Raw genomic sequence first — 25,752 nt, 5'->3', positions numbered from 1 at the left:
AATTTTTCTTGAATCGAATTTTCAGACCAATAAAACTCGGCCGGATGCACTTGTTCGATTCGATTCACGGTTCTACGGTCGAGATCACTTCGATTTTGATCACATGTTCGTTCGTAGGTTGGATCACAAACTATATTGCGGTTCAGATGATCTTCTATCCTATTAAGTTTAAAGGATGGCGAGTTTTAGGCTGGCAGGGTATCATTCCAAAACATTCTCAAAAGATGGCGGGACTCATTTCCGACGTAATGATGGAAAGATTGATCCGACCTTACGATCTTTACAAAAAGATAGATCCGGTCCAGATTGCAGATCTAATCCGAGATAGGATCGGTGAAAAGTCCTCCTCTATAGTGAAAGACATCTTTTTTGCGGACAATCCGGTAATCTGGAAAATGGTACCGGAAGAAGCGAAACAAATCCTAGAAAAAGAGATCAGAGAGGATATCCCTAAAAAAATACAAGAGATCTATACTTCATTCGGTAAAAATCTGGAAGGTATATTAGGAATTGGTGATTTAATTAAAGAATCTCTTTCCGGAGAAAATGCAAACGTTCTTTCTGAAATTTTTAGAAGATGCGGAGGTCCTGAATTCAGATTTATTATTCGTTCAGGGATCTATTTCGGATTTTTGATAGGATGTGTCCAAGTTTTGTTCATAGCCTACTTAAACCAATGGTGGACCATGCCTCTCATGGGGATATTTGTAGGCTATTTCACCAATTGGCTGGCTATCCTTATGATCTTCTCCCCTCTGCGCCCTAAAAGGTTCATATTTTTTAAATACCAAGGTCTTTTCTTAAAAAGACAGATAGATGTTTCCAGAGAATTTGCATCGGTAGTAGCATCTAAAATTTTAGATCCGGAAAGTTTGATCGGTGTGATCTTTAAAGGAAAAGGGGGAGATCTGATCATTACGGAACTTTTATCCAAATCCAAAGAGTTGATGGACGAGAAATTAAAGAAAAAGATCCCGTATGCTTCCCTGATATTAGGTTCCAAAAAGTTGGAAGAACTAAAGGAGAAGATTGCGAATTCTATTCTGGAGCTAGTACCTGAAACAGCGGATAAAATGAAGGATTATATCGAAGAGAGATTAGAGATCGAAAAATTGGTCTTCGAGAACTTAAGTATACTCCCGCCGGAAGAATTCGAGCATTTATTACATTCGGTTTTTAAGGAAGACGAGGCCACCTTGATCAGCTTAGGCGCCTTTCTTGGAGGTATTGCCGGATGTATCCAAGCATATCTCGTTTTTATAAAATAAGAGTGCGTTCGGTTTCAAGACGCTTCTATTCATAAAAATAATCCGAAAGTATTATTCTTTAGGCTGATTTTTTACGAATTATTACTCTACTATATTCCGATTTAATAAAATCAAGAAGTGAATCCATTAAATTCGCTATACCAAACTTGACTCAAAAAAATTACTGAAAATATGAGAAAGAACCTACCGGTTACAGGTCGAGAAATTCAGTTCGCTGAATCGGCGGTAATTATTTCCAGAACCGACTCTAAAGGAAGGATCACTTACGTTTCACAAGATTTTGCGGATGTAAGCGGCTTTTCAGAAGAGGAAATGCTGGGCCAACCTCATAATATTGTTCGTCATCCTGATATACCCCCTGCAGTTTACGAAGATCTTTGGAATACTGTTCAGTCCGGCCGTCCTTGGAATGCGATCGTTAAAAATCGTGCAAAGAATGGAGACCATTATTGGGTGGATGCCACTGTAACACCTGTTCTTGAAAATGGAGTAATCACCGGCTATATGTCTGTTCGTAAGAAGACGAATAGACAACAAATAGAAAAGGCGGAAAAACTTTTTGCAAGACTGAACGAAGGATCTAAACTTTTTAGGACCTTTTTCTCTTTTGTAAATTCTCTCAGAGTTAAGTTCGGATATATAGGTCTTGTAACTTTTACATTCGCTTGTATATTCATTCCTTCTTCTTATTTAGGTTTGAAATTATTTTTAACCGACCCGATCGCTTCTACAGTTACCTTTCTTGCAGTGGTTCTGGGGTTTTATCTTTGTTTGAGAACCATCTATAAACTGAAAAAGAAAATGTCCGAGACTTTAGAGATCGTGGGCAAGGTAGTGAACGGAAATCTTGCAGCTGAATTTCCTAGGAAAGAAGGGATAGAAGATGCAGACAAAATCTATTCTAACCTAAGATGTATGACGATCAGTCTTTGGGGACTTCTTGTTCAGATGAAAGAGAACTACCAAAGAAATCTCAAATTGTACGAGGAATTATTCCAATCAGTAGGTTCTTTCGAAAGAGTTTCTCAAAAGCAAGCACATGCAGTTCAAGAAACTGCAGCAGCTTCACATGAACTTTCGAAAACGATCGATGAGATCGTATTGACGATCACCGAGCAGACTAGAAGTTTATCCAACGTAAACGATAGTATCGGCTCTATAGATGTATCGTTGGGCGAAACTTCCAAGTCTATGCAAAACTTGGAGTCACAAGCTGGTAATGTTGCAAACAAGGCCGACCAAGCAAAACAGATATTTAATGAAGCAATCCAATCCATGGAGCAGATACGTTCTTATTCCAATGAGATCAATAAGATCGTGAGCATTATCACAAGTATTTCCGAAAGAACAAATATGCTTGCGTTAAATGCATCGATCGAATCCGCAAGAGCCGGAGAAGCAGGAAAAGGGTTTTCCGTAGTAGCGGATGAGATCTCGAAACTTGCAGAACAGACCAAATCGAGTATCAAAGATATAACTTATCTCGTAAAAAGTACATCTAATTCGGTGGAAGAAGGCGCTCTGAAAGTAGGACAGTCGGTTGATGTATTCGAAAATCTTCAAAACTATATAGAAGAAGTTCACAACTCCGCGTCAAAGGTGAAAAGTCTTTTGCAAGAACAGTCTAAAAGACTCGGAGAAATACGAAGCAGTTCCGATCAGGTTTTGGTTTTAGGAAAGATGATGGCAGGAACTTCGGAGCAGCAAAAACTATCTGCAGGCGAAATTTCGGATTCTATGAGCGCAATCTCTAAATCGGCGGAAGACATCGCAGCTACTTCCGAGAATATCAGGCATTCGGTAAAAGATACTCTGGAACATTCTCAAAAATTCGGCGGGATTTTAAGCCATTTTAAAACGGAATAGGCCGATATTCTATGTAGAATGGAGAATCGTTTCCTAAGACTTGCACTCTTACTCGCGATCATAGTAACTCTTCTTTCCTATTGGAATCACGGATGGGTTTCTTATCTAAAAGACTTCGTCGTTTTTATTCATGAAGCAGGGCATGCGATCGCAACCTTGATCTCCGGCGGTTCCGTTCAGATGATAGAACTGAACGGTGACGAAGCTGGACAAACTGTTGCTTCTCCTACATCCGGTAAAAGTCCTTTTATATTCGTAGTTTCCGCAGGTTATTTAGGTTCATGTTTGGTCGGAGGATTTTTGATCAACAGAGGATTCAAAGGAAGTCTGGTCCGACCCACTTTATTACTTTTAGGAGGGGCAGTTTTATTACTCACTTTAAAGTACACTTCTTCCGGCGGACTTGCTCAAAAGACCGGTCTACTTTGGGGGATTTTTCTTTTAGTCTCTTCTTTCCTTCCGTTCGGTTGGGACCGATTGGTTACTGTGTTTTTAGGGACCAGCGTAAGTTTATATAGTCTATACGATCTTTTGGATTTTACGGAGAATGTTCAAAATACAGACGCAGGTATCTTGGCATACTGGGCTACGGGGACTTATCCTGGTGGAACCGTACCGAAATCGGTTTTATTCCTGGGATATTTGATTGCTCTGCTCTGGTCCTTTTTTAGCGTATCCATCATATTCTTTTCATTGAAGCGAGCGGTAGTTCCTCGTCCGGTTCCGGATGAAACTCCTGGATTTGATGAAGGGCCGGTACTAGGTTTAGACAATCCATTTCCTGGAGAAGTGACTCCGGAAGTATTGGAATGGTTTTTAAGCAGAGGTTTGGATCTGAACGGCAAACCTCTTCCTCCGGAATTTACGAATATCGAGAGAATTGATGGCTAATAGAGTGCTAGTGACCGGTGGAGCCGGATTTATCGGATCTCATTTATGCGAAAGGTTGATAAACGAAGGTAACGAAGTTATCTGTGTGGATAACTTTCACACCGGAAGAAAGAAGAATGTTGAAAAACTTCTCTCCAACCCTCGCTTCGAACTAATACGTCATGATATCACTGAGCCTATTCGACTCGAAGTGGATCAGATCTATAACTTTGCTTGTCCTGCGAGCCCGATCCATTATCAATCCAATGCGATCAAAACGATTAAGACCAACGTACTAGGTACTATGAATATGTTGGGACTTGCTAAAAGAGTCAAGGCAAGGATCTTACAAGCCTCTACCAGCGAAGTTTATGGAAACCCGATCGAACATCCTCAAAAAGAAACATATTGGGGAAATGTAAATCCTATCGGTATCAGAAGTTGTTATGATGAAGGAAAGAGGGTCGCTGAAACTCTTTGTTTCGATTATCATAGAAATCATAAAGTAGACATAAGAGTCATTCGTATCTTCAACACTTACGGACCTCGTATGCTTCCCGACGACGGAAGAGTAGTAAGTAATTTCGTGGTCCAAGCACTTGCAGGAAAAGACATCACGGTTTATGGAGACGGTTCTCAAACCAGATCCTTCTGTTATGTGGATGATCTTGTGGACGGTATCATTAGAATGATGAATACCCAAGACTTCAACGGTCCTGTTAACTTAGGGAATGACGGAGAGTTTACCGTTAAAGAACTAGCGGAGTTAGTTTTAAAAGAGACAGGCTCTTCTTCCAAGATCATATATAAAACTCTTCCCCAAGACGATCCTGCCCGCAGAAAGCCGGATCTGACTTTAGCTAGACAAAAACTGGGTTATGAACCTAAGGTCCCTTTATTAGAAGGAATCAGGAAAACGGTCGATTATTTCAAAAATCACTTGGATTAATCGTTCGCCGAGAAAATCTGGACCTACTTTTCCCCTATAAGGGAATTTAACCGAAAAATTGAGTTTCGAGTAGGCTGTATGAATATCGGAGTTTTAAAAGAAGCTAAGGAAGAGACTAGAGTAGCGGTAACGCCGGACGTAGTTGATGCCTTAAAAAAAATCGGTGCTTCTGTTATCATCGAAAAAGGCGCTGGAGAAGGTTCTTATTTCTCTGACGAAGATTATAAAAAAGCCGGAGCGTCGATACAATCTCGCGCCGATATCCTGAAAAAATCCGACCTAGTTGTGAGTATTCACTTAGCGGATGGAGCAAGCTTATCTAAGATCAAAAAAGGAGCTTTCTATTTAGGAATGTTCCAACCTGCGGTGAATCCTCAGGTAATCAAAAAGCTTGCCGCTCAAAAAGTTACAGTATTGAGTTTGGATGCGATTGCTCGTATCACACGTGCTCAGTCTATGGACGTTCTTTCTTCCCAAGCAACTGTTGCCGGATATAAAGCTGTTCTTATCGCTTCCACTCATCTAACCAGATTCTTTCCAATGTTGACTACTGCTGCAGGTACTATTACTCCTGCTTCCGTGCTCATTATCGGAGCGGGTGTTGCAGGATTACAAGCGATCGCAAGTTCCAGAAGATTAGGAGCTGTAGTAGACGTATTCGATACTCGTCCTGAAGTAAAAGAGCAAGTCCAATCTCTTGGCGCTAAATTCGTCGAGGTAGAAGGTGCAACTCACTCTGCAGCAGCAGGCGGTTACGCAGTAGAACAAACTGAAGAATACAAAAAACGCCAGCAAGAAGCGATCGAAAAATTCGCTGCGAAAGCGGACGTGATCATCACTACTGCTTTGATCCCAGGTAGAAAAGCTCCGATCATCATCACTAAAAAGATCGTAGATAAAATGAAAGCCGGATCGGTAGTAGTGGACCTTGCTTCTCCAAACGGAGGAAACTGCGAGTACACTCAGCACGGTAAGGTTGTTTTAACCAAAAACGGAGTCTCCGTAGTCGGTCACCAAAACTTGGCAGGTTCTCTTCCTTCCGATGCATCCAGAATGTTCGCTAAGAACGTATTAAATTATCTGAAACTATTGGTTAAAGAGAAGAAGATCAACTTTGACTTGAACGACGAGGTTATTGCTTCTACGACGATCACTCACGAAGGAGAGATCCGTCATAAACTTACTTTGGATGCCTTAGGTGGTTCCAAACAAGAAGGGAAGAAGCCAGCGGCCAAGAAAAAGGCCTAAGGTCCCGAAACAGGTTCCTATCAACCACCCTCCGAGCACATCGGAGGGAAAATGGTGTAGAGATAATAATCTACCGATCCCCGCCAAAAGACTCAGCACTAAAAACCATTCCGGAAAACCGAACAAGAACACTAAGATCAGTGCCGCCGTCATCGAATTAGATGCATGAGCGGAAGGAAAAGAATGTTTCATGTCCGGATTTTGATCCACTTTTCCCGCGACTGTGACTAAGGGTCTCTTACGAGCGATTAATTTTTTTAAAACTAAAACAAAACGATCGTTTGCATAGGCAACAATCCCGGCATAAGGAATTACGATCCACCAAGGATAAGGAAGAATTCCCTGCCATGCGGCATACGCAAGATAAGGAAGAATAAGAACTAACATCATTTCTCCACGATTAATCCTAGAGAGAGTTCTGTTCAGTATTGGAGAATGGATTTTTTCGCGAATGAACATCGCGATCGAGTAATCGATTCTTTCGAAAGCGGATAATTTTTCCAATGTGTTCTTATCCAAGTAAGGATTTCCGCAAGATGGAGATTAGATCGGATCTTGAGACGGAGGACTGCTCTCCCGATACGATATCTTTTAACTGAACCTTGTTTTCGGAGATTTCGGATTCTCCCAAGAAGATCAGGAAACGATATCCTTTTTTTTCGGCCGATTGGATTTGTTTGCCGAGTTTTGCAGATTCGAGCATTGTTTCCACTCCGATTCCTTCTTTCCTTAGTTCTTCCGCAAGTTTCAAAACTTCCGGAAAAACTTTATCTTCCATCAAAGGGATTAAAACCGCATTTTTAGAATTTAGGTCCTTGGGAACGAGTCCATGTCCTTCCAAAAAGTTTTTAAAGGTAACATCTCCCAAGCCAAAGCCGATCCCGGAAAGTTGTTCATTGGAGAATAATCCGATCAGGTTGTCGTATCTCCCCCCGCCGTACAGAGATCTTCTGTTTTCCGGATTGGTATCGAATACTTCGAAGATACAGCCGGTATAATAGTCGAAACCGCGGATGATAGAAGGATCGAATTCCAATTGATCTTTAATTCCTAAAGAAGCAAGATCTGAAAAAAGGTTTTTAATAAATTCAACGGAAGAACTGTCTATACCTTCTAACTCACCGATCGTTTGGAGATCCGTATCCAAGTATTTATAGATCAGAGTTAACTGTTTTTCCGGATTAGAAAGTAGAGGTTTGATCTCTTCTTCAAAAGCTTCTTTGCTGATCTTTGATTTTTTATCTAAAAGTTTTGAAACAGCATGCGCTTTTTCGGGAGCTAAGGCCAGAGATTGATTTAAGAAGGAATCCAAGATCCCCCTATGAGAAACCTTGATCTGATAACTTCCCTTAGGAGCATTAAAATTTTCTAAAATTGCATTAGCGATCAGAATGATCTCTACTTCCGCTCGATAAGAGTTTACTCCGAACAGGTCTACATTGAGCTGCCAATGTTCTCTGAGGCGGCCTTTGCCCGGTTGTTCATATCTCCACAAGTTCGGGATGGAGAACCAACGGATAGGCTTAGCAAGATTTCTGACTTCTCCCGCTACCATTCTTGCCAGAGTGGGAGTCATTTCGGGACGGATCGCAACATGGCGATCTCCTTTGTCAGTAAAATCGTAGAGTTGTCGTTGAACGATCTCTTCTCCGCTTTTTGCAAGATAGAGTTCGAAAGATTCTAGGATGGGGCCGTCATATTCTTCGTACCCGAAAGATTGGACAGTCTTCCTCATAACGGAAAACATCCAATTTCGGAATCTCATTTCGTCCGGATAAAAATCTCTCGTCCCCTTGTATGGGGCTGTGGGTAAAAAGGCTTTCTGTTTTTCCAAGTCTCTTAGACGCTCTTAATGAAGCTTAAATTCTTCTTTAATAGAGTCATATTCGTCTTGGCATCGTTGGAGCCAACTATTTCTGCACCGACCAGGTAAATTTCCCCGATCTGAGAAATATGTCGGATTTTAAACGCGAATCTCAACGGGGCTTGCATCTTAAAAGTTATATCCGCAGTAAAGAAAGGTTTATGCAGAAATGATTCGACTAGCTGGGATTCGGTTACTTCCAGAAGAATTCCTCCTTCGGAAGCATTGATTACGTTTTGACGGATATCAATATCCAGAGTGTTGGAGTCTTCTATCCTATCGTTAAACACAGTTTCTAACTCTGCGTATTTTTTCAGAATAGCAGGATCCAAAATTCTGTCCTTTGTCTCCGCATAACCTAAAGCAACGAGTTTCGATCCGGAAGGATCTTTGTAATATATCGGATAGATCGCGAAAGATTGAATTTTTCCGGAACGATAAATTTTGGTCCTATCTTCCAAGATCATCTCATCTTCTAATTCTTGCTTTAGATCTAGGACATTAAAACCGCTTGCCTCTTCTTCGGAAAGTGGATCCATATTGATCGCATCTTTTACGAAGATGATTTTACCTGTACGTTTGGCTAGGTCCTGTTCAAAACTAAGTTCTTTTCCCGAAGGAAATACCAATCTAGAATACGGATATTCGGATAGGATATTCTTATGTAAGTCAGTCATAAGGATTTGGCCGGAAGTTCCCAGAACCTTGGTGGAATCCTGTTCTTTCTTAAGCATATGGAATCTGTGCGCGACCACTTTGCCTTGTAGGCCTTCTATCCTTGGGAGAATGCGACCGTCTTTTGCAATCCTTACATATTCAGGAGAACAGACTACTACTCCGTCTTCGTGATTGACGGATTCTACTTTAAAGCCGATTTCCATGTGTTTACTTAAGGTTTTGTAAACAGTGATTTCCCCTTCTTCATTCAGAGATTCAGGATCGATCCTAAGAAAAATTTTTCCCTCTGGAGTAGTTTGCAGAATCTGTAATTCTTGTTTTAAGGGATTTTCTTTCAAAAAGAGTCCGTTGTTATGTACGTACTCTTTCAGAATATAACCGACTTTCTGGGGGTCTTTAATTGTATCCCATATTCTTGGTGATTGTAAGTAGGATCGGTACTCGACTTCCATCTGCTCTCCTGTTATAGCTTGCGGAAGTCAACCCTCCTGTTCTTAGCTCTTCCGTCTTCGGTAGAGTTATCTTCGTCAGGTCTGGAATACCAATATGCTCTGGTTTTTAACCTAGAAGCTTGGATCCCTTTACTACGTATGTAGTCAAAAACTTTCCGCGCTCTGTTCCCGCTTAAGCGAGTATTATATTCTTTGGAAGCTATATTATCTGTATGGCCCCCAATCTCTATTTTATCCGACGGATTCTTCTTGAGATAGTCTACAATGAGATCGAGTTGTTTACGATGTGCGTCAGTCACCTCGGTCTTATTGAATTCAAAATAGAGTTTAGTATTTAAAACAACTGGGACTTCCGAATCTTTCCTTAACGCTATAGAGATCGTGGAACCGGGTTTAACATCTTTCTTCAAGATATTAACACTTTCGGAAATATATTTCTCAGCCTTTGCAAAGATCTCGAAATCAGTGTCAGGGATCAAGTCGATATGGAAATTTTTTGACAAACTGTTGTATTTTAAGATTTCTCCCTGTCTATTCTTAGGAGTAAAAACTGTAACGGTCGCTCCAGTGATTGGCTCTTTAGTAGTAGCATCTACGACTACCACATTAAGTCCCTTCCCTTTATCACCGTCGCCGGTATTAACAATTTTACCTTTCTCTTCATCTTTGATAGGCAGAAGTACGTAAGTTTTATAAACTTTTTTGTTTCTCTCCACATTTCCACGTAAGTCGAGCTTGTCCTCAGTGGGATAAAAACCGGGAGAAGAAATTTCTACCTTATACAATCTTCCCGTTTTTAAAACGGTTTTAAAGTTAGTCGGATTTCCTTTGGAAAGATCTCCTCCAATCCTTCTGGACGTAATTGTGCGGGAAGGTCCCACACTATCGGAAATTTTGATTGTGGCATCTAGACCTATCATTGTGGCTTCTGAACCGTCCAGAACCAATCCCTGAAAAGATACGTCGTAGGAATTCCTCAGGTTTTCAGGCACCTGGAATCTATAAATATCGTACTGACCCTGTCCTCCATTTCGATTGGAAGATATATAAGCCCAAAGTCCTTCATTATCGAAGGAAATTCCCTCGGAATCGATACCTTCGGTCGCATCCAAGTTAAATGGGTGAGGTAGTTTTTCCAGACTTCCTGTTTCCGGGACCGGATGAGGAAGATTGGTTTTAGAAACGGTGAGTTTGTCTTCAGCATCTTCCGTGTCGGCAGTGCCGGGAAGATTTAAGAAACTACGATATAAGGAAAATTTTTTACGATCGTTCTCTCGGTTAGAGGAGAAGTACAATTGTTCCCCATCCGGATGAATATAAGGGAGAATTTCACTAGCCTTAGAGTTGGTTTCCGATCCTAAATTGACCGGGCTGGACCAAACACCGGTGGAAAGATTTCTGTAACTTACCCAAAGATCGTATTCTCCATATCCACCAGGGCGATCTGAAGAAAAGATCAGATATTTTCCGTCAGGAGAGATGGTCGGCATCTTTTCGTTCCAATTAGAATTGATCTCTGAGATACCGATGAGATCGCTCCAACGTCTTGTCTTTTCGTCTCTCTTAGTATAATAAATATCTAATGCGTCAAAACCTTCTCTGTCCGCTTTTACGTTTCGGACGGAAGTAAGAAAAATTTCCTCAGGGTTTCCGGACTCGTCGAATCGAATTGAGATTCCGCCTTCGTACTTATCCGTATTGAATAGTTTGGACCTTTTTTCTCCGGAAGGGAGTTCCTTCTTATTTTGTTCCCAGATATCTTGGTTTAGGTTTACTGGCTTCTTCCAATCAGCTTCCCCGTCCCTTTTTTTATAATTTGCGTTTTCGGAGAGCCAAATGTCCATCTCTCCTTCTCCCCCAGGACGATTGGATTGGAAGATCAAATATCTTCCGTCAGGACTGATGATAGGATTGTATTCTACGTTTTGTGTGTTTAAAGGGGATCCGAAATTTCTTTCCAAGAGTGTAGGAATAGGTTGAGCGGAACCATCCCAGGAAAATAAAAAAGACAGAAGAGTTCCGGCAAGGACGGAGCTTAGAAAATGATTTCGTTTTATAACGGGTCCTTTTCCTTGATTGTAAAAAAACATCTTGTAATTAGTATCGGAACAAAGACCCCAAGTATCAAGATGGAAACTAAGATGGAATCCGACCTTCTGAACAGAACCCAGGGCGAAATTTTCCCTCCAAAACCGATCCTATTCGGGGTTTTGAACATAACCAGCGACTCTTTTTCGGATGGGGGAAAATACCTGCGCGAAGATCTGGCGTTAGCTAAGGCAAAATCCCTAATAGAAGCAGGTGCCGACGTAATCGATATCGGAGCACAATCTTCCAATATAAAAGCGGAACCCATTTCGGAAGAAATAGAATGGAATAGAATGAAAGAGATCATCTCCGAGTTAAAAAAGGAGAAGGTTGCCATCTCAGTAGATACGTTCCGTCCTTATGTCATCCGAAAAGCTTTGGAAGCGAATGTCGATTATATCAATAATATCAGGGGTTTTGTGGATCCCGAAAGTTTGGATCTGTTAAGGGGCCGAAAGGATAAGCCCACAAAATACGTGGCCATGTTTTCGCAGGATCATTCCATCAAAGCTTCCGAGTTTTCGGATCTAAAACCCGAGACTGTTGTTCCTATTGCTCTGGAATTTTTTAGGGAAAGAACGAAAACTTTCGAAAATTTAGGACTGGCGGATCGTTTGATCTTAGATCCAGGGATGGGATTTTTTTTAAGCCCGGACTATAAGGTAAGTTTTGGAGTCCTTTCTAAGATCACTGAAATCCTTTCGGAGTTTCCGAACTTAATGATTTCAGTTACTAAAAAATCCTTTTTAGGAAACGCTTTGGGCGGATTGCCTGTAGAAGATAGAGTCATTCCGACTGTGATCTCGGAAACATATCTTTGGTCCAAAGGAGTTCCTATGATCAGAACCCATTCTCCAAAATCCTTTCTGTTAGCTATGAAGACCTGGGAAATGTCTCACGGCGTTTATAGTCCGCAACGCGGGCTTCAGGAGCGAAGCGACTATCGTCCGTAACGAATGCGATCCATTGCTTCTTTTCCTTCCGGAGTTAAGGTGGGAAAAAATTCCTCTTCCGTAAATTGAAGTCCCTTGGATTTTAATTTTCTAAAATAAGGAAGAAGAGGAGAAACATCCGCTTTAGGATTTTTAGATAGCAGGGAAAGTTTCCATAATTCTAAAAATACCAAGGATTCTTTTTCAGATTCCGGAGCCTTGTTTAGCCAATCTAATGCTTCTGTATATCTTCTCTTTTCACAATATGCATGAGCGATATAATATTCTAATTCGGGGATCCTTTCTCCGGTTCCGCTTAAACTAAGTCCGAAAACCAAAACGTCGTCCCATTTTTCCAAGATATGGGCCATTTTTAACATGAGGCCCCTCGCATTCTTATGGAAAGGGCTCTGTTGTAGGATCTTCTCCAAATAATAATAACTTTTGGACCATTCCTGTTTGGAGAAGAAGTACTCAGCCAATCCTTCCCAAGCATAGATCTCTTGGCCGGGGATGGTAGAAAGTGCGTCTCTATAAATTACAAGTTCTTCGTCCCTTTGCGCTTCGATAAGAAGGTTCTCGAATTTTTTTCGTTCGATAGGCGGCGCTTGTTTGAGGAATGTCTCCAGGAATTTTTTAGCTTCCGAAATATCGTCCACTAGATAATATAAACGTAATAGATTGAGCGAAGGAATGGGATTATTGGAAAGAAGTTTTTGCGAACTTAAGAATTCCCCCTCTGCATCGTCTATGAGGGAAAATCTTACGAATAAAATCCCGAGATTGTTTTTGTCTGGAGCAAGGATCGCTTTTCCTCTATGAGACTTTGCTTCCCAAGGACTTTTTACTGAGTCAACCTTTTCCCTAGTATAATCTGTCGCAGGAAGATATAGAAACATAGGATCGTTTTCGATCTGTTCGTTGTTTCTGATTGGATATAAACAAGAGAAAAATAGAAGGAAAGGTAAAAGAAAAAGATTAACCGGCTTCAGAAGTTGGATTTTCCTGTAGGTTTTTCTGTGCATATAATAAGTACTTTAAAGCCCGTTCCGTATCTCCATGAAACAAATACATAAGAGAAAGATCAAGCGCGTCCTGAGCTTCCGGAGCTTCGAAATCCTGAGGATTTTCTTTCGAAAGAGTGAGTTTGTCCTTAAATTCATCCAATTTTTTTCTTGTTAAGACTTCCAGATTATCAAAGAAAACTTTTTCTTCCGGTTTCGGTTTTTGTTTAGCAGCCTTTATAGAGTCGTTGAATTGAACGAACCCTTGAGCGGTCGTAGTCACCTTCTTAAGAGTTTCGAAAGATTGTTTATAATTTCCAAGTTTAACATGGATTTCCGTAATTAGGATTTCCATTCTAGGATCATTCGGATTGATCTGGATGGCAGTGTTGGCAGCAGTTAAAGCGTCTTCCCATTTTTCAGTATCAAAGTAAATGGTAGCAAGCGCAGCATAAGCTGTTTTATTTTTAGGATCTAATTTGATCGCATTCTTTAGATACAATTCCGATTTATCCGGACGATCCAATTGTTTATAACAATATGCAAGAAGAAGATGAGAGTTTAAATATTTCTTATTTAACTCGAGAGAACTTTTGAGCGCTTTAACTGCAGCGTCTAAACTTCCGAGTCGATACAATTCCACACCAAGGTTATAGTATAGCTCGGTGGTTTTTCCTAGTTCGAGCGCCTTTTGGTAGGTCTTGATCGCATTCTCGGAATCCCCGGTGCGAGAGTAAAGGGCGCCCAGATTCAGATATGCCTTTTGGAATTTGGGATTCATTCCCAAAATTTCAGAATATACCTTGGCCGCTTGGGAGATTTTCCCGTCTTTCTCGAGTTTTAAAGCCTCGTTGAACTTTCTTTTGATATCGGCCTCGGTCATACCCGGAATATCGACTAATTTTCCCCAGAAAACAACCTGAAAAAAACTTCATGTAAACTTCAAAAACCTCCGAAAATAAAACATAGAAAGACAGAGGTCCGAAATGAAACAGATAGCTGCTATCTTCGCATTGATAACTGTTACCGCTTGCGCTTCTTCCGAAACAAGAAGAAGTATCAGCGCGTCCGGAGATCCTTCCGAAATATTTTTTGAAAAAGAGATCGTTCCAATGGACCAAGAGTCCAAAAGAGATTTGGTTCTGGCTAAGAACTCATCCGCTTCCAGAGGATTGGATGATCTTCTTGCCGATAACAAGCCTGTAAAAGCCACTACTCCTTCCAGACAGCAATCAGGTTCCAATGGAGACTTCGACGAGGTCGGATATTCTTCTTGGTATGGTCCTAAATTTCACGGTAAGCCGACTGCAAGCGGAGAAATTTTCGACAAAACAAAACTGACTGCAGCTCACCCAAGCCTTCCTTTAGGTTCAGTGGTTCGAGTAAAAAACCTGGAAAACGATAAAGAAGTTTTAGTAAAAGTAAACGACCGCGGGCCTTTCGTAAAAGATAGGATCATTGATCTTTCCGAAAAAGCGGCTGAGAACTTGGAATTCAAAGATGTAGGAATTGCAAGAGTAGGTCTCACTGTTGTTAGCAAAGGTGGAGCGGCGGAGTCCGAAGACATGGAAGGTCTGGAAGACGAAGAAGCTCTTCTAAAAGAAAACAAGCCGGAAAGACTTACACCTAAAAAAGCGGTAACTCCTGCTCCATTAGTGAAAGGAGCTCCTAAAGGACAGACCGTCCAAGTAGGAGTTTTCAGGAATAGCAGACTTGCCGAAGACTACAGAAAAAATCTTTCTGCAGAATATGGTGAAAAAGTATATCTTTTCGAAAGAGACGGTATGTTCGTTCTTCAGATGGGTGATTTTATGGATCGCGCAAAAGCGGACCTTCTAAAATCTAAATTGAAAGAAGACGGAGTGGATTGTTTTATCCCCAAAAAATAAAACTATCAATCGGTCTCTGAAAGAAAAAGCCTCCAACTATCGGAGGCTTTTTTATTTAATTCCGGTGAGCTCTACAGCCTTTAACTTTCATTCTGCTAGCACAAACCGCTTTAGATAACTGGACATACCCAGGAAGACAAGTACCTGTTCCTTGCCCGCAGGCAGGATCAACAATTAATAACAAAGCAAAACAATTATCATAATCTTTCAGATCTTCCGCACAAAGATCTTCATGATTTACTAACAATCCGCAATCTGAAAATGAATAGATTAGGATCGCAGAAAAACAAATTAGAAAAAAGGCCCTTATTTTCGACTTCATAAACCCTCGGCCGCAAAGGCGGCTAACGAATATAGCCTAAAGGATTTAGAAGAAGGTCAGTTTGTCAAAAAAAATCTTTCCGGAATTTAGATCCCGCCGCCGTGAATGAACTCGTTTAATTCATCATCTTTGTTCTTTGCAGCGGATTTTTTCTCTTTCAGATTGGATTTTGCGTACAGTTCGTTCACTTCTTTTTGCAAGGTATCTATCTTTTCGACCAGAATAGAGAAAACTCTTGCGACAGGGTCAGGAAGTTCACCGTGATCCAGCATTCTTTCTCCTTCTTTTCCGAAATCCACTTTGGAACGGACTACCTTTCCTGGAACACCTACAACAGTACAATCTGCAGGTACATCCCTAAGAACTACAGAACCGGCACCGATCCGGACATTATGTTCGATGACTATGTTTCCTAAAATTTTTGCGCCTGCGCCCACTACCACATTCTCTTTTAATGTGGGATGTCTTTTGCCGCTTTCTTTGCCTGTTCCACCTAAGGTAACGCCTTGCAGGATGAGACAGCCTTTCGCTATTTCCGCAGTTTCCCCTATAACAACACCCTGACCATGATCTATAAAGATCCCGGGTTCGATTTTTGCTCCTGGATGGATATCTATCCCTGTCAAAAATCGAGCGAAAGTATTGATCATTCTGGGAAACAGGGGAACTTTGATCTTATATAAGGAGTGTGCCAGGGAGTGGAACCAAAGCGCATGTAAACCCGGATAGCAGAGAATGACTTCCAAATAGGACTTGGCTGCCGGATCATTTTTTTTTATTGCTTTGATGTTTTCGAACAAATGTATATCCCGGTTCTTCTTTGACGGTCGATAGAAGAGTAATGTTATATTTAGCTATGAATAAGCCTGAAATTGCATGCTTGTATGTAAAGGAGGAATCATTTTGAGAGAAGACCTGAGTCGGAATCTAAAGGAAAACGGTCTAAAAAATTGAACAGATCGTCTTACAGTTGGAACATACTTCTTTTTGTTCTAACTTTTTTTACCTTAACCTTTCAGGATGATATATTCAGGATCCCGTATTTAAACTCGGCTACAATTTCGGAGATCTTTCGGATCAGAACTCCTTATTCTTTCTCTCTTCTCGGAATTCTTTTCTGCCATGAGATGGGGCATTATTTTGCAGCTAGATATTATGGGATCAAGACAACTCTTCCATATTTTTTGCCTGTTCCAATGTCTCCCGTAGGCACCATGGGTGCAGTGATCCGTATCAAGGAACCTATCAGAAACAAAATCCAACTATTCGATATCGGGATTTGGGGACCTGCAATGAGTCTGGTACTTTCTATACCTTGTATAGTGATCGGATTATATAATTCTCAATTAGTTTCCCTCGCAGAAAGAACTGCAGTATTGCAAGCTCATCCCGGTCTTATGGACATTCATTTTGGAGATAGTATTTTCACTTACGTTTTATCCCAGAAAATTTTAGGCTCTTTCGACTCTTCACTCTTTACTGTTGAATACAGTCCTCTTGCTTTTGCTGGATGGGTAGGACTTCTGATCACTGCATTAAATCTTTTACCTTTTGGTCAATTGGACGGAGGTCATATTATCTATTCACTAGCGGGAGAAGGTTACAGAAAGTGGATCTATTATCTGTTTTCTGCATTTCTTTTGCTCTCAATTTGGAATTATTCGTGGATCTTATGGGGATTGCTCATCTATTATTTTATCAGAGTAGAACATCCTTTTGTTCCGGATGCTTCTTATCCAATCGGCAAATTTAGAAAGATATTCGGCTGGGGTATGTTATTATCCTTCCTGCTTATTTTTCCGATCTCTCCGATCACTGTCGTATCTTCTTCCGGGGTTCAAAACAGTTTAGGAGAAGATCTCTGGAAAATTCTACTCGAAGTATTTTCAAAATGAGAAAACTGATCTCAAAAATTTCCATTCTACTCTTTCTTACAACCTCCCTTTCTATTCATCCACAAGAAGAAGGTGACGTAGACATTCAATTGACGGAGAGTCCTTACGGTCTTTCTTACGACGGAACAAATTTTTGGTTCGCCGATAGTAAACGAAGGGCAATCATTCGTGTGGATCCAAGCGGCAGGCAGGAAGCCTTTAACTTAGGAATTCCATTCATTGCGGGTTTAAATTTCGATCCGAGAGAAGGTAAACTGTTCGTAGCTAGCAAAAGGGTCGTTCTAAAAGTTGAGCCGAACACAGGCGGAGTTACGGAAAGGATACAAGTCCCAATAGACAAGATAGGTGGGATTGCGAACTTCCAAAATTATCTGTATATCCTGGATTCTGATACTGGAAAGGTTTCAGTTTACGATAAGGGTACACAGAGCTTTTTTGGCGGTTTTTTAACGGATAGATCCGAGCCAAAGGATATTTGTTTTGCAAGAGACAGCCTTTGGATAACCGACTCTTCCGACGGGAACGTTTATAGATATGACCCTGCTAGCGGAAAGATCACAGGCTCCATTCGTTCTCCTTCTAAAGATATTAGAGGGATTGCAATCTTGGGAAGCAGGATCTATATTGTAGATAGAACTACAAGAGAAGTAAAAAAGATCTCCTTCGTAGAAACGGATCGTTTCCTTGCTTCTGGAGAAGCTACTTATCTTATCAACGTAAAGATCAAATTTTCTCTGGATGAGACCACATTAGTCGGCGGAGTTTTGGGCCTTCTTCCCCCGCCTACCACTGAACACCAAAGGATACGAAATCTAAAGACTAAAGATCCTAAATTTAAAGGGGATATGGTAATGGGAGTTCGTGCTCTTTCTAAAAAGTTAGGCATAGACGATCCAAAAGGTCCTCAAGCTCTAGAATATCATTTTGAAGCAAGAACGACTAATGTAAGATATTACGTCCTAGACGATTTTTTAAAGAAGAAGGAAGAGATCCCGACTGACCTAGCTGCATTCACAAAAAACAGGGTTTCAGTAAGGGAGAAGGCGGGAAATTTTTTCTTAGATAAAATTTTCGACGCGAGATTATTCCGTTCCGATTGGGATGGCCTGAAAAAGTCCCTGCTGGATTCAGGCTTGCCTGTTCGTCCCGTAAAAAGTTTAGTATTCTCCGGAAATTCGAATCCTTCTTTCAAAGATACTTTGGACATTTATATTCCGAGTTTTGGTTGGGTTCCTCTAGCGAGTGTAAAACCGGAGAAGATAGAATCTTCTCGCGCTTACCAAAAATCGGAAGATATGGTGGATCTGTTCCGTAGCGAGGCTTGGGCCGCTTTACCTTCTCCTATTTTATTCAAGGCAAAAGATTCCGAAATTTGGAAACCTATTCCTGCAGAGATTGAGGTGACACTCCTTCCGAAAGGTACGGATCTTTCCTCTAACTAAAAGATTCTTGCCTGATTAAAAAATATCTTTTGTAAGCAACGATACCTAAGGTGATCGCTCTTCCCAGCATATAAGAAGAGAGTGAAAGCCATAATATATGATTATTGTTTTGTATTTTTCCCCAATAGGCGATCGGAAAGAAGAATACGATGGAACTAACTATCATCGAATTTCGGAGGATTTTACCCTCTGAAATTCCTAAGAAGAAACCATCGAATATGAATGCAAATGATCCAAAGATGAGAACCGGTGCTATCCAATAACCGTATTCTTTTGCGATAGACACTACCGGTTTGGACTTGCTGAATAATTCGAATAAGAATCCGGAAGGGAGAAGGATCAGGATACAAAAGAACAAAGAGATCCCAAACCCGGAAACGATCGCCATTTTCAGGATCTTTCTTAAGCCCTCCGAGTTATTGTTTCCCTTTAGATTTCCTGCTACAGTTTCCATAGCGATAGCTGCCCCATCTATCCAAAAAGCTCCGATCAATATCAATTGGTGAAGGATCGCGTTAGCGGCTAATGTTTCAGAGCCTAAGCCGGAGCTGTAATTTCTGAATAAACTGAAAGTTGTGATTAGAAGTAATGTCCGGATCATTATATCCGAATTCAAAGAGAGCAAAGAAGTATAACCCTTTAGGGAAAAGATCCGGATTTCCTGATAAATTTGTAAGAAACGGTCTTTTTCCTTGAATAACAAAACAAGGAAGAATGCGGACATTAAGTATTGGCTTATAGAAGTTGCAATTCCTGCTCCGTAAGCTTTCCAATCTAAAAATAGAATAAACCAAACATTCAATCCTATATTTACAACGTTGGCGATCACTGTGGCCACTAAGACAGTAGCGCTTTTGGATCTGCCTAGAAACCAACCTGTAAGTACAAAATTGCAAAGTGTTGCAGGTGCACTGATGATCCTGGACTTAAAATATTCTCCTCCTGCTGACTTTACATCCTTCTCCCCTTCCAATACGGAAAACCCGAATTCTTCCAAATAAGTTTTAGACAGAAGGATCAGAACGCCTATTCCAAGGCCGAGCAATAACGATCTTAAAAGTATTTGAAAGGACTCTTTGTTGTTTTCGTTTCCTTCTGCTTGAGCGGTGAGACCGGTTGTGCTCATCCTTAAGAATGAAAATCCCCAGAACAAATAATCAAATAGAACGTTGGAAAGAGCGACTCCTGCTACGTACGTATGAGATTCTAACTGGCCTAGCACTGCGACATCCGCGAAGCTAGTGAGTGGAACCGTTAAATTCGCAACTATATTGAAGAATGTTAAAGTGAGAAATTTTCTTTCCAAAAGAAGACTCAAATATCCGGTCGTTTCTTATCTTCTAAACTTTGGAAAACGTTGCAGGCAACTAAATCTCCTGTGATATTCACAGTCGTTCTGCACATATCCAAGATACGGTCCACTCCCAGAATGATTCCGATCCCTTCTGTAGGAACTCCCACCCCGGCTAAAATGGATGCGAGAATTACGATGCCCAGTCCTGGAGTGCTTGGAGTTCCGATAGAGGCTACAACAGTTGCGATGAGTACGAACGCAAGATTTGTCGCCGTCAATTCTATCCCATATACCTGAGCTAAGAATACAGTTGCAACCGCTTGGTAGAGGGCGGTTCCGTCCATATTTACTGTGGCTCCTAAAGGAAGAATGAACTCTGCAATTTTTCGAGAGATACCCATCTTTTCTATTCCTGTCTTTAAGGAAAAAGGAAGAACAGCGGCAGAACTGGAAGTGGAGAAAGCGAGTAATTGTACTTCTCCCGCTCGTTTGAAAAACCAGATAGGTGTCTTTCCTGTGAAAAGTATCAGTATGATCGAATACATGATCAGTACTAAAACTAATCCGCCTAGTACCGTTATAAAATAAACTCCAAGGCTTAATAAAACTTTGAGTCCAATTTTTGCAGTAATTTGAGCGATTAGCCCGAATACCGCAAATGGTGCGATCTTCATGGCCCATTGCACGAATATCATACTCGTTTTGAATATGGCTTGGAATACAGGCAAAACATTTGCAGTACTTTGCTGTTCAATAGAAAGAAGAGCGATCCCGACTAAAAGAGCGAGTAAAACTACTCCTAACATATCTCCGTTTGCAAATGTTTGGAATGGGTTTCTAGGAAGGACCGACAGGATCAAGTCGGGGACTTTATCTACGGAAAGAGTACCTGAGGTTTCGGATATTTTGTTTGGGATCTGCACTCTGGGGATCCCGGCCGGATCTACAAAACTTCCTGGTTTGATCGTACTTGCTAAGATCATTCCGATAGATACGGCTAATATCGTGGTGAATACGAAGTATAAGAACGCTTTTAACCCGAAATTTTTAAGATTCTCCAGAGTTTCCCCTGCGTGTATTCCTAAGACTATGGAACAAAAGACCAAAGGGATCATGATGATCTGTAAAAGGATTAGGAAAAAATGACCGGGAAGGCCTAACCATGAAACGATAGGCTTAGAATATTCTTGGGATACCAACGAATTTTCAGGACTAAGATACAGGCCTATTAAAAGTCCGGATACCAAACCTAACAAAACTCTGAACCAGAGTTTCTCGAAAGGAAGAAACTTAATAGTATTCGGAAGCTTTCGGTTCGTCTTGGAATCGGACATACTCGACAGAATAGGAGTCACATTCTTATTTTTCTATTGATTTTTCCCTTTTCAAAATGATAGTGAAGGCTTTAGCCGATTTTTTACCTGTTCTGAAGATGTATTCCGGAACCGGTAAACTAAAAATAAAAGATTCGGTTTGAAGTCAGTTTCGATCATCCGGGCGTCCGAGTGCCTATAGGAGTTTATGGGGTTAAATCCGATTTCTTGGGACCTAGTCCTCTTTAATTATTATTCGTTTGGAAGTTTATTGGTCACTTTGACCACCACATTCCTTGGGATTTTCTTTCTTACCTTAAAGAATAGGACCATAGCCACCACTCACCTGGGAATAGGTTTTTTGCTATTAAGCGTATTCGAGACAGGATACTTTTTAGCGGCCTTCTTATATCATCCCATTGCGGCATATCACCGCTGGATGACTGGCGGATTTATTCTTTTTTCTCTGGCTCATTTCACGCAGTTTTTACTTCGATTTCCAGGAAATAGTAACCAACGCATAGCAAGATTGGTTCTGATTGCTGAACATTCTGTTTCAGCGCTCACAGTAAGTTTATTCATATACTTTACTTATATTTCGGAGAAGATCTACCACTTCACTGCACACCATTGGGATTTTAACGCGTTTGATGCCAGTCGTTATCTTGCATTAGTAATCGGAATATTCTCAATCGTAGGTTTTATAATCGTTCCTACATGGAGAGTAGTGATCACAAAGGACAAGCGAAGGATCGCTCTTCTCATGTTCAATATAGGATTTTTGATCGCTGCGATCTATCCGAATATCTCAAATATTCTCAGTCGAGACGGAGTGATGGAACGTTCTACGTACATGACTTCAAACGTAATCTTGTTCTTAACTGCTTTCTCTTTCTTAGTCATCGCGTTCATCAATAATAGTGCGGAACGTACTACCTTTATGGTTAAGATCGTTGGGATTACACTCTTTACGATTTGTTTGATCATGCAGGCTTTAGTTTATATCTCCAGCCAGGAAAAAGACGCCGAATACGACAGCTTGCGTATGGTGAATATCGAGAGGGCCTTGGAGAATGGTGTCAAATCCGGGGATATTGAGTACGCTTTCCATTGGGATGATTCCAAGGAGAGTTTGGATTCTTCGGAGTATGATCCTAATAAAGAATTAAACCTCAAAGAGATCGAGGCTGACTTACAGAACGTCACTACTTACGAAGAGATCCGCAATCTAAAGGAAGAAGGATTTAGAAAATCGTTAATTTCTATTTTGGACCGAACTCATACTTACTTTGGCGGTTATAAACGTTTTATCCAAAAATTATTGGATGAAAAGCAAGACCTCTCAGATGCGGAACTTAAAAAACTGATCTTCGAAAATGCGGAGCAGTGGAACAAACGTGCTTTCGTTGCTACGAATAGACTCGAAGCGATTGTGGGTGGATCTTTCTGCAAAAAAGGAAGAGATTTCGTAAAAGGTTTAGGAGATTCGGAGTTCGGCTTTAAAGACGAAATTTTCTCTCATTGGTCCGAAGATTGCCTTTGGGATGGAAAAGACTTAGACCAAGCCCAGGTACGTTCCGAAGTTCTAAGATATTTCAGATATTTTAAACCGAGCGAAACTCGTCACTACAGAAGAAGTCAGGATGGAAGCGGGCATTACGTAGCCTTCATGAAATTCCAGCCTGAAAAGCAGCAGATGAGCGAGGTCGGATTCTCTTATAGATTATATAGAGAATTTATGCACCCTACTGCCGTAAAACAGACCGGGATTTTGCTCGCGGTAATCTTTATCGTTCTCGCATTGTTTCCACTCTTCTTCAAGAACAGCTTGGTGGATCCTTTGAATAGCCTTCTTTCCGGGGTGGAAAAGGTAAACAAGGGAGATCTGGACGTAGTGGTTCCGGTTAAGGTCCGAGATGAGATCGGATTCTTGGCCGACTCATTCAATGCGATGGTAGCTTCCATTAAACAAGCTAGAAGGGAACTACAAGATTACGCAGAAAACCTCGAAGAAAAAGTCCGTGAAAGGACTAGAGAGGTTCAAGAAAAAATGGAAGAAGTCCAACGCCTCAAAGTGCAGCAGGACGGGGACTATTTTTTAACTTCCTTATTGGCAAAACCTCTCTTCTATAACGCGAACAAATCAAAATTGGTTTCGACTGATTTTATCATTCGCCAAAAGAAACAATTCGAGTTTAGAGGAAAGCATTCCGATCTGGGCGGGGACATTTGTGTTACCGGAAATCTTAGATTGGGACGGCCGGATTCATTCAAACGTTATACTCTTTCCATGAACGGCGATGCAATGGGTAAATCCATGCAGGGTGCCGGCGGTGCATTGGTAATGGGGGTTGTTATGAATTCCATTCTTGCACGTTCCGCAGCAAACAATAGAATTCTGGATGTAACTCCTGAGCAATGGCTAACGGAAATTTACAACGAGATCCATGCAGTATTCAAATCATTCAACGGGTCTATGGTGATCTCCGCTTCCCTCTATCTAATAGAAGATGAGACCGGAAAATGTTGGTACTTTAATGCTGAGCATCCTTACTCAGTTTTATATAGAGACGGAAAGGCAAGTTTTATCGAAGACGGACTGACTCTCAGGAAACTAGGTCTGGATTCGGAGTTCGAATTTAAGGTAAGAAGTTTCCAACTCAAAAGAGGCGATATCATCATTCTTGGCTCTGACGGCAGGGACGATGTGGATCTAACTCCTGAGGAAACGATCCGTACCATCAACGAAGATGAAATGTTGTTCTTGCGACATGTAGAGACTGCGAAAGCGAATCTAGAAGATATAGAGACAGAGATCCGTAAAACCGGAGAACTCACGGACGACCTTTCTCTTCTCAAGATAGAGTTTCAGGGAGAACCTAAGAACGACGAGATCGAAGAAATTTTCGAATCTTCCGATCATATCGACAAAGCATTAAATACGGATTCGGTTTACGAAGATGCAAAGAAGATGTACAAAACCGGACGTTTAGACGAAGCATTAGAACTTCTGAAAACAGGTTATATGCACGATAGTGCTAACCAAAGATTGAACAAACTTTTGGGACTCTTGAGCTTTAAAGGTAAGGACTATAACACTGCTGTAGAGGTCCTAAATAACTACCTTGCAACTGATCCGGATCTTCACGAGTATTGGTTCTATCTTTCCATCGCAAACAAGAAGATGGGCAAGTACGATCAGGCTTTAACTGCGAGTTTGAAACTTTTGGAAATCGATCCAAACAATATTTCCAATATGATCAATCTATCCGATATCTATCGTTTGATGGAAATGTACGATAAAGCTGAAGAATATGCTCGAAAAGTATTACAAAAAGAACCTGGGAATGAAAACGCTCATAAACTGATCCGTTTGATAGAGAGAGACCGTTGATAAACGGTTTCCGCTCTAAGTTCGTTTTTTGGATGCGGATTGGAATACTTTCCGCATTCTTAATTTCAGTTTTTCCTATTCTTTCCCAAAACAAGAAATCTGCCAAAACAAACGAATCCAACTTCTCCTTCAGATTAAAAGGGGGAGAGATCAGATTAGCGATCCGAAATGAAACCCAACTGAAAGAATGGGACAAATACGCTTTCGATAAGACAAAAAAGATCTTAGATGCATACGAATCTTATCTAGGAATTCCGTTCCATCAGGCTTCTTCTCCAATATTCAAATCTCTTCCTCCTTCCGAAAAAGATAAGATACGATTGGTATTAAGAGATACTGTTTTTCTGAACGGGACAAGAGTGGGAGGATACAATAATGTCTCCGGAGAATTGGGAAAAGAATTCGGGATCTTTATGGAATTGGGATTGGTGCCTCCCGGCTACCCTGCGTTGCTGTTGCATGAATTGGGACATTATTATTTTACGGAACCTTCTTGGTTAAGCGAAGGGATTGTTTCCTATCTACCATATCTTTTATCCAAAAGAGGTTATCTGAAGCTAGATGCGGATGAACTCCAATCAATAACGGAGGAATGGAGCCTGAATGAAACAGTTCCTAAAAATGATCCTCCACTTTCCAAGGATTTTCATCTTTCCAATCCTAGTTTAGGGCCTTGGTTTTACTCCAAGTCGGTCCGTACTCAATTCATTATTCACAAAGAGCTGGGTTACGAAGGTTACAAATCCTTTCTAAAGCAGGTAGCTTCTTCTGAAATGCTGAGCACAGAACTAGTTTTCAAGATTTTGAATAAAGTTCAGAGAAAAGATTGGAATAAGATCCTACAAGGTTGGGTAGAAGTAGGACCTTACAGCGTTTATCCTCCCAACTCTTTTACGAAAATCCAAGACATTGAAAAACTTTAAGCTTGATTTTTATATCGCACTCGTTATACAAAACAGTGAATTCTAAACGAATTTCTTTTTT

At 40.9% G+C, this 25,752-nt stretch carries 21 protein-coding genes; 11 read left to right on the top strand and 10 right to left on the bottom strand.

Going from position 1 to position 25,752, the window contains the following annotated elements:
- The first annotated feature begins 50 nt into the window (after positions 1–50).
- The 5 genes from LEP1GSC185_RS02845 to LEP1GSC185_RS02825 all read left to right on the top strand — a co-directional run bounded on the left by LEP1GSC185_RS02845 (position 51) and on the right by LEP1GSC185_RS02825 (position 6,201).
- Positions 51–1,268 carry a DUF445 domain-containing protein gene (locus LEP1GSC185_RS02845; RefSeq protein ID WP_008590297.1) on the top strand — a complete coding sequence of 406 codons (1,218 nt, stop codon included), beginning with the start codon at positions 51–53 and terminating at the stop codon, positions 1,266–1,268.
- Between the two features lie 171 nt (positions 1,269–1,439).
- Positions 1,440–3,134 (top strand): methyl-accepting chemotaxis protein, encoded by a 1,695-nt coding sequence (locus tag LEP1GSC185_RS02840; protein ID WP_008591772.1) that lies wholly within the window; start codon positions 1,440–1,442, stop codon positions 3,132–3,134.
- An 18-nt stretch (positions 3,135–3,152) separates the two neighbouring features.
- Positions 3,153–4,025 (top strand): M50 family metallopeptidase, encoded by an 873-nt coding sequence (locus LEP1GSC185_RS02835; RefSeq protein WP_008590068.1) that lies wholly within the window; start codon positions 3,153–3,155, stop codon positions 4,023–4,025.
- The gene (locus LEP1GSC185_RS02830; RefSeq protein WP_010514994.1) at positions 4,018–4,953 is read left to right on the top strand and encodes a UDP-glucuronic acid decarboxylase family protein; all 936 of its coding nucleotides are present in this window, start codon (positions 4,018–4,020) and stop codon (positions 4,951–4,953) included. The genes LEP1GSC185_RS02835 and LEP1GSC185_RS02830 overlap by 8 nt, the downstream gene beginning before the upstream one ends.
- A gap of 78 nt (positions 4,954–5,031) precedes the next feature.
- Positions 5,032–6,201, top strand: a complete 1,170-nt coding sequence (locus LEP1GSC185_RS02825; RefSeq protein WP_008591035.1) for a Re/Si-specific NAD(P)(+) transhydrogenase subunit alpha — start codon at positions 5,032–5,034, stop codon at positions 6,199–6,201.
- Here the strand turns inward: LEP1GSC185_RS02825 and LEP1GSC185_RS02820 are convergent.
- Genes LEP1GSC185_RS02820 through LEP1GSC185_RS02805 form a run of 4 tightly spaced genes read right to left on the bottom strand, consistent with a single transcriptional unit; the run spans position 6,148 to position 11,285 of the window.
- Complete coding sequence (locus LEP1GSC185_RS02820) at positions 6,148–6,660, bottom strand: phosphatase PAP2 family protein (protein ID WP_050806123.1); 513 nt, start codon at positions 6,658–6,660, stop codon at positions 6,148–6,150. The two genes, LEP1GSC185_RS02825 and LEP1GSC185_RS02820, sit on opposite strands and share 54 nt — an antisense overlap.
- Before the next feature lie 52 nt (positions 6,661–6,712).
- Positions 6,713–8,035: a histidine--tRNA ligase gene (gene hisS / locus LEP1GSC185_RS02815; protein WP_008596198.1), complete on the bottom strand. Its 1,323-nt coding sequence runs from the start codon at positions 8,033–8,035 to the stop codon at positions 6,713–6,715.
- Between the two features lie 5 nt (positions 8,036–8,040).
- A complete protein-coding gene (locus tag LEP1GSC185_RS02810) occupies positions 8,041–9,195 on the bottom strand; it encodes a DUF1577 domain-containing protein (RefSeq protein ID WP_010514999.1) in 1,155 nt (384 codons plus the stop codon).
- A gap of 11 nt (positions 9,196–9,206) precedes the next feature.
- A complete protein-coding gene (locus tag LEP1GSC185_RS02805) occupies positions 9,207–11,285 on the bottom strand; it encodes an OmpA family protein (protein WP_008589511.1) in 2,079 nt (692 codons plus the stop codon).
- Positions 11,286–11,336: 51 nt separating this feature from the next.
- On the opposite strand from LEP1GSC185_RS02805, the gene folP reads away from it, so the two are divergent.
- Entirely contained in the window at positions 11,337–12,236 is a 900-nt protein-coding gene (folP, locus tag LEP1GSC185_RS02800) for a dihydropteroate synthase (protein WP_175284892.1), read from the top strand.
- On the opposite strand, the gene LEP1GSC185_RS02795 is transcribed toward folP, so the two are convergent.
- Both LEP1GSC185_RS02795 and LEP1GSC185_RS02790 read right to left on the bottom strand, forming a co-directional pair.
- Positions 12,224–13,114, bottom strand: coding sequence for a tetratricopeptide repeat protein (locus LEP1GSC185_RS02795; protein ID WP_008596059.1), 891 nt, complete (start codon positions 13,112–13,114; stop codon positions 12,224–12,226). The two genes, folP and LEP1GSC185_RS02795, sit on opposite strands and share 13 nt — an antisense overlap.
- A gap of 79 nt (positions 13,115–13,193) precedes the next feature.
- The gene (locus tag LEP1GSC185_RS02790) at positions 13,194–14,102 is read right to left on the bottom strand and encodes a tetratricopeptide repeat protein (protein WP_008591776.1); all 909 of its coding nucleotides are present in this window, start codon (positions 14,100–14,102) and stop codon (positions 13,194–13,196) included.
- 103 nt (positions 14,103–14,205) lie between these two features.
- Here LEP1GSC185_RS02790 and mpl36 point away from each other — a divergent pair, with 103 nt between their 5' ends.
- On the top strand, positions 14,206–15,108 hold the full coding sequence (mpl36, locus tag LEP1GSC185_RS02785; RefSeq protein ID WP_008590167.1) for an RlpA family plasminogen-binding lipoprotein MPL36: 903 nt from the start codon (positions 14,206–14,208) through the stop codon (positions 15,106–15,108).
- Between the two features lie 55 nt (positions 15,109–15,163).
- Here mpl36 and LEP1GSC185_RS02780 read toward each other — a convergent pair whose 3' ends face one another.
- Together LEP1GSC185_RS02780 and cysE are read right to left on the bottom strand one after the other, a co-directional pair.
- Positions 15,164–15,430: a hypothetical protein gene (locus LEP1GSC185_RS02780; protein ID WP_010515003.1), complete on the bottom strand. Its 267-nt coding sequence runs from the start codon at positions 15,428–15,430 to the stop codon at positions 15,164–15,166.
- Positions 15,431–15,516: 86 nt separating this feature from the next.
- Positions 15,517–16,230, bottom strand: a complete 714-nt coding sequence (gene cysE / locus LEP1GSC185_RS02775; RefSeq protein WP_008591047.1) for a serine O-acetyltransferase — start codon at positions 16,228–16,230, stop codon at positions 15,517–15,519.
- 150 nt (positions 16,231–16,380) lie between these two features.
- Between cysE and LEP1GSC185_RS02770 the strand changes: the two genes are divergently transcribed.
- Positions 16,381–17,325: a site-2 protease family protein gene (locus LEP1GSC185_RS02770; RefSeq protein WP_008589856.1), complete on the top strand. Its 945-nt coding sequence runs from the start codon at positions 16,381–16,383 to the stop codon at positions 17,323–17,325.
- Entirely contained in the window at positions 17,322–18,767 is a 1,446-nt protein-coding gene (locus tag LEP1GSC185_RS02765; RefSeq protein ID WP_008590320.1) for a Vgb family protein, read from the top strand. Before LEP1GSC185_RS02770 ends, LEP1GSC185_RS02765 begins: the two co-directional genes overlap by 4 nt.
- On the opposite strand, the gene LEP1GSC185_RS02760 is transcribed toward LEP1GSC185_RS02765, so the two are convergent.
- Both LEP1GSC185_RS02760 and LEP1GSC185_RS02755 read right to left on the bottom strand, forming a co-directional pair.
- Positions 18,760–20,085 carry an MATE family efflux transporter gene (locus LEP1GSC185_RS02760; RefSeq protein ID WP_008591428.1) on the bottom strand — a complete coding sequence of 442 codons (1,326 nt, stop codon included), beginning with the start codon at positions 20,083–20,085 and terminating at the stop codon, positions 18,760–18,762. The genes LEP1GSC185_RS02765 and LEP1GSC185_RS02760 overlap by 8 nt on opposite strands.
- Positions 20,082–21,395: a dicarboxylate/amino acid:cation symporter gene (locus LEP1GSC185_RS02755; RefSeq protein ID WP_008589909.1), complete on the bottom strand. Its 1,314-nt coding sequence runs from the start codon at positions 21,393–21,395 to the stop codon at positions 20,082–20,084. Before LEP1GSC185_RS02755 ends, LEP1GSC185_RS02760 begins: the two co-directional genes overlap by 4 nt.
- Before the next feature lie 187 nt (positions 21,396–21,582).
- Here LEP1GSC185_RS02755 and LEP1GSC185_RS02750 point away from each other — a divergent pair, with 187 nt between their 5' ends.
- Together LEP1GSC185_RS02750 and LEP1GSC185_RS02745 are read left to right on the top strand one after the other, a co-directional pair.
- Positions 21,583–24,768, top strand: coding sequence for a SpoIIE family protein phosphatase (locus LEP1GSC185_RS02750; protein WP_008590124.1), 3,186 nt, complete (start codon positions 21,583–21,585; stop codon positions 24,766–24,768).
- Positions 24,765–25,691, top strand: a complete 927-nt coding sequence (locus tag LEP1GSC185_RS02745) for a hypothetical protein (RefSeq protein ID WP_008596377.1) — start codon at positions 24,765–24,767, stop codon at positions 25,689–25,691. Before LEP1GSC185_RS02750 ends, LEP1GSC185_RS02745 begins: the two co-directional genes overlap by 4 nt.
- Positions 25,692–25,752: the final 61 nt, after the last annotated feature.

This window comes from Leptospira licerasiae serovar Varillal str. VAR 010, from assembly GCF_000244755.1.
Classification (GTDB): domain Bacteria; phylum Spirochaetota; class Leptospiria; order Leptospirales; family Leptospiraceae; genus Leptospira_B; species Leptospira_B licerasiae.
Note: the sequence above shows the minus strand (reverse complement) of the source record. Positions and strands in the feature narration are given on the sequence as shown.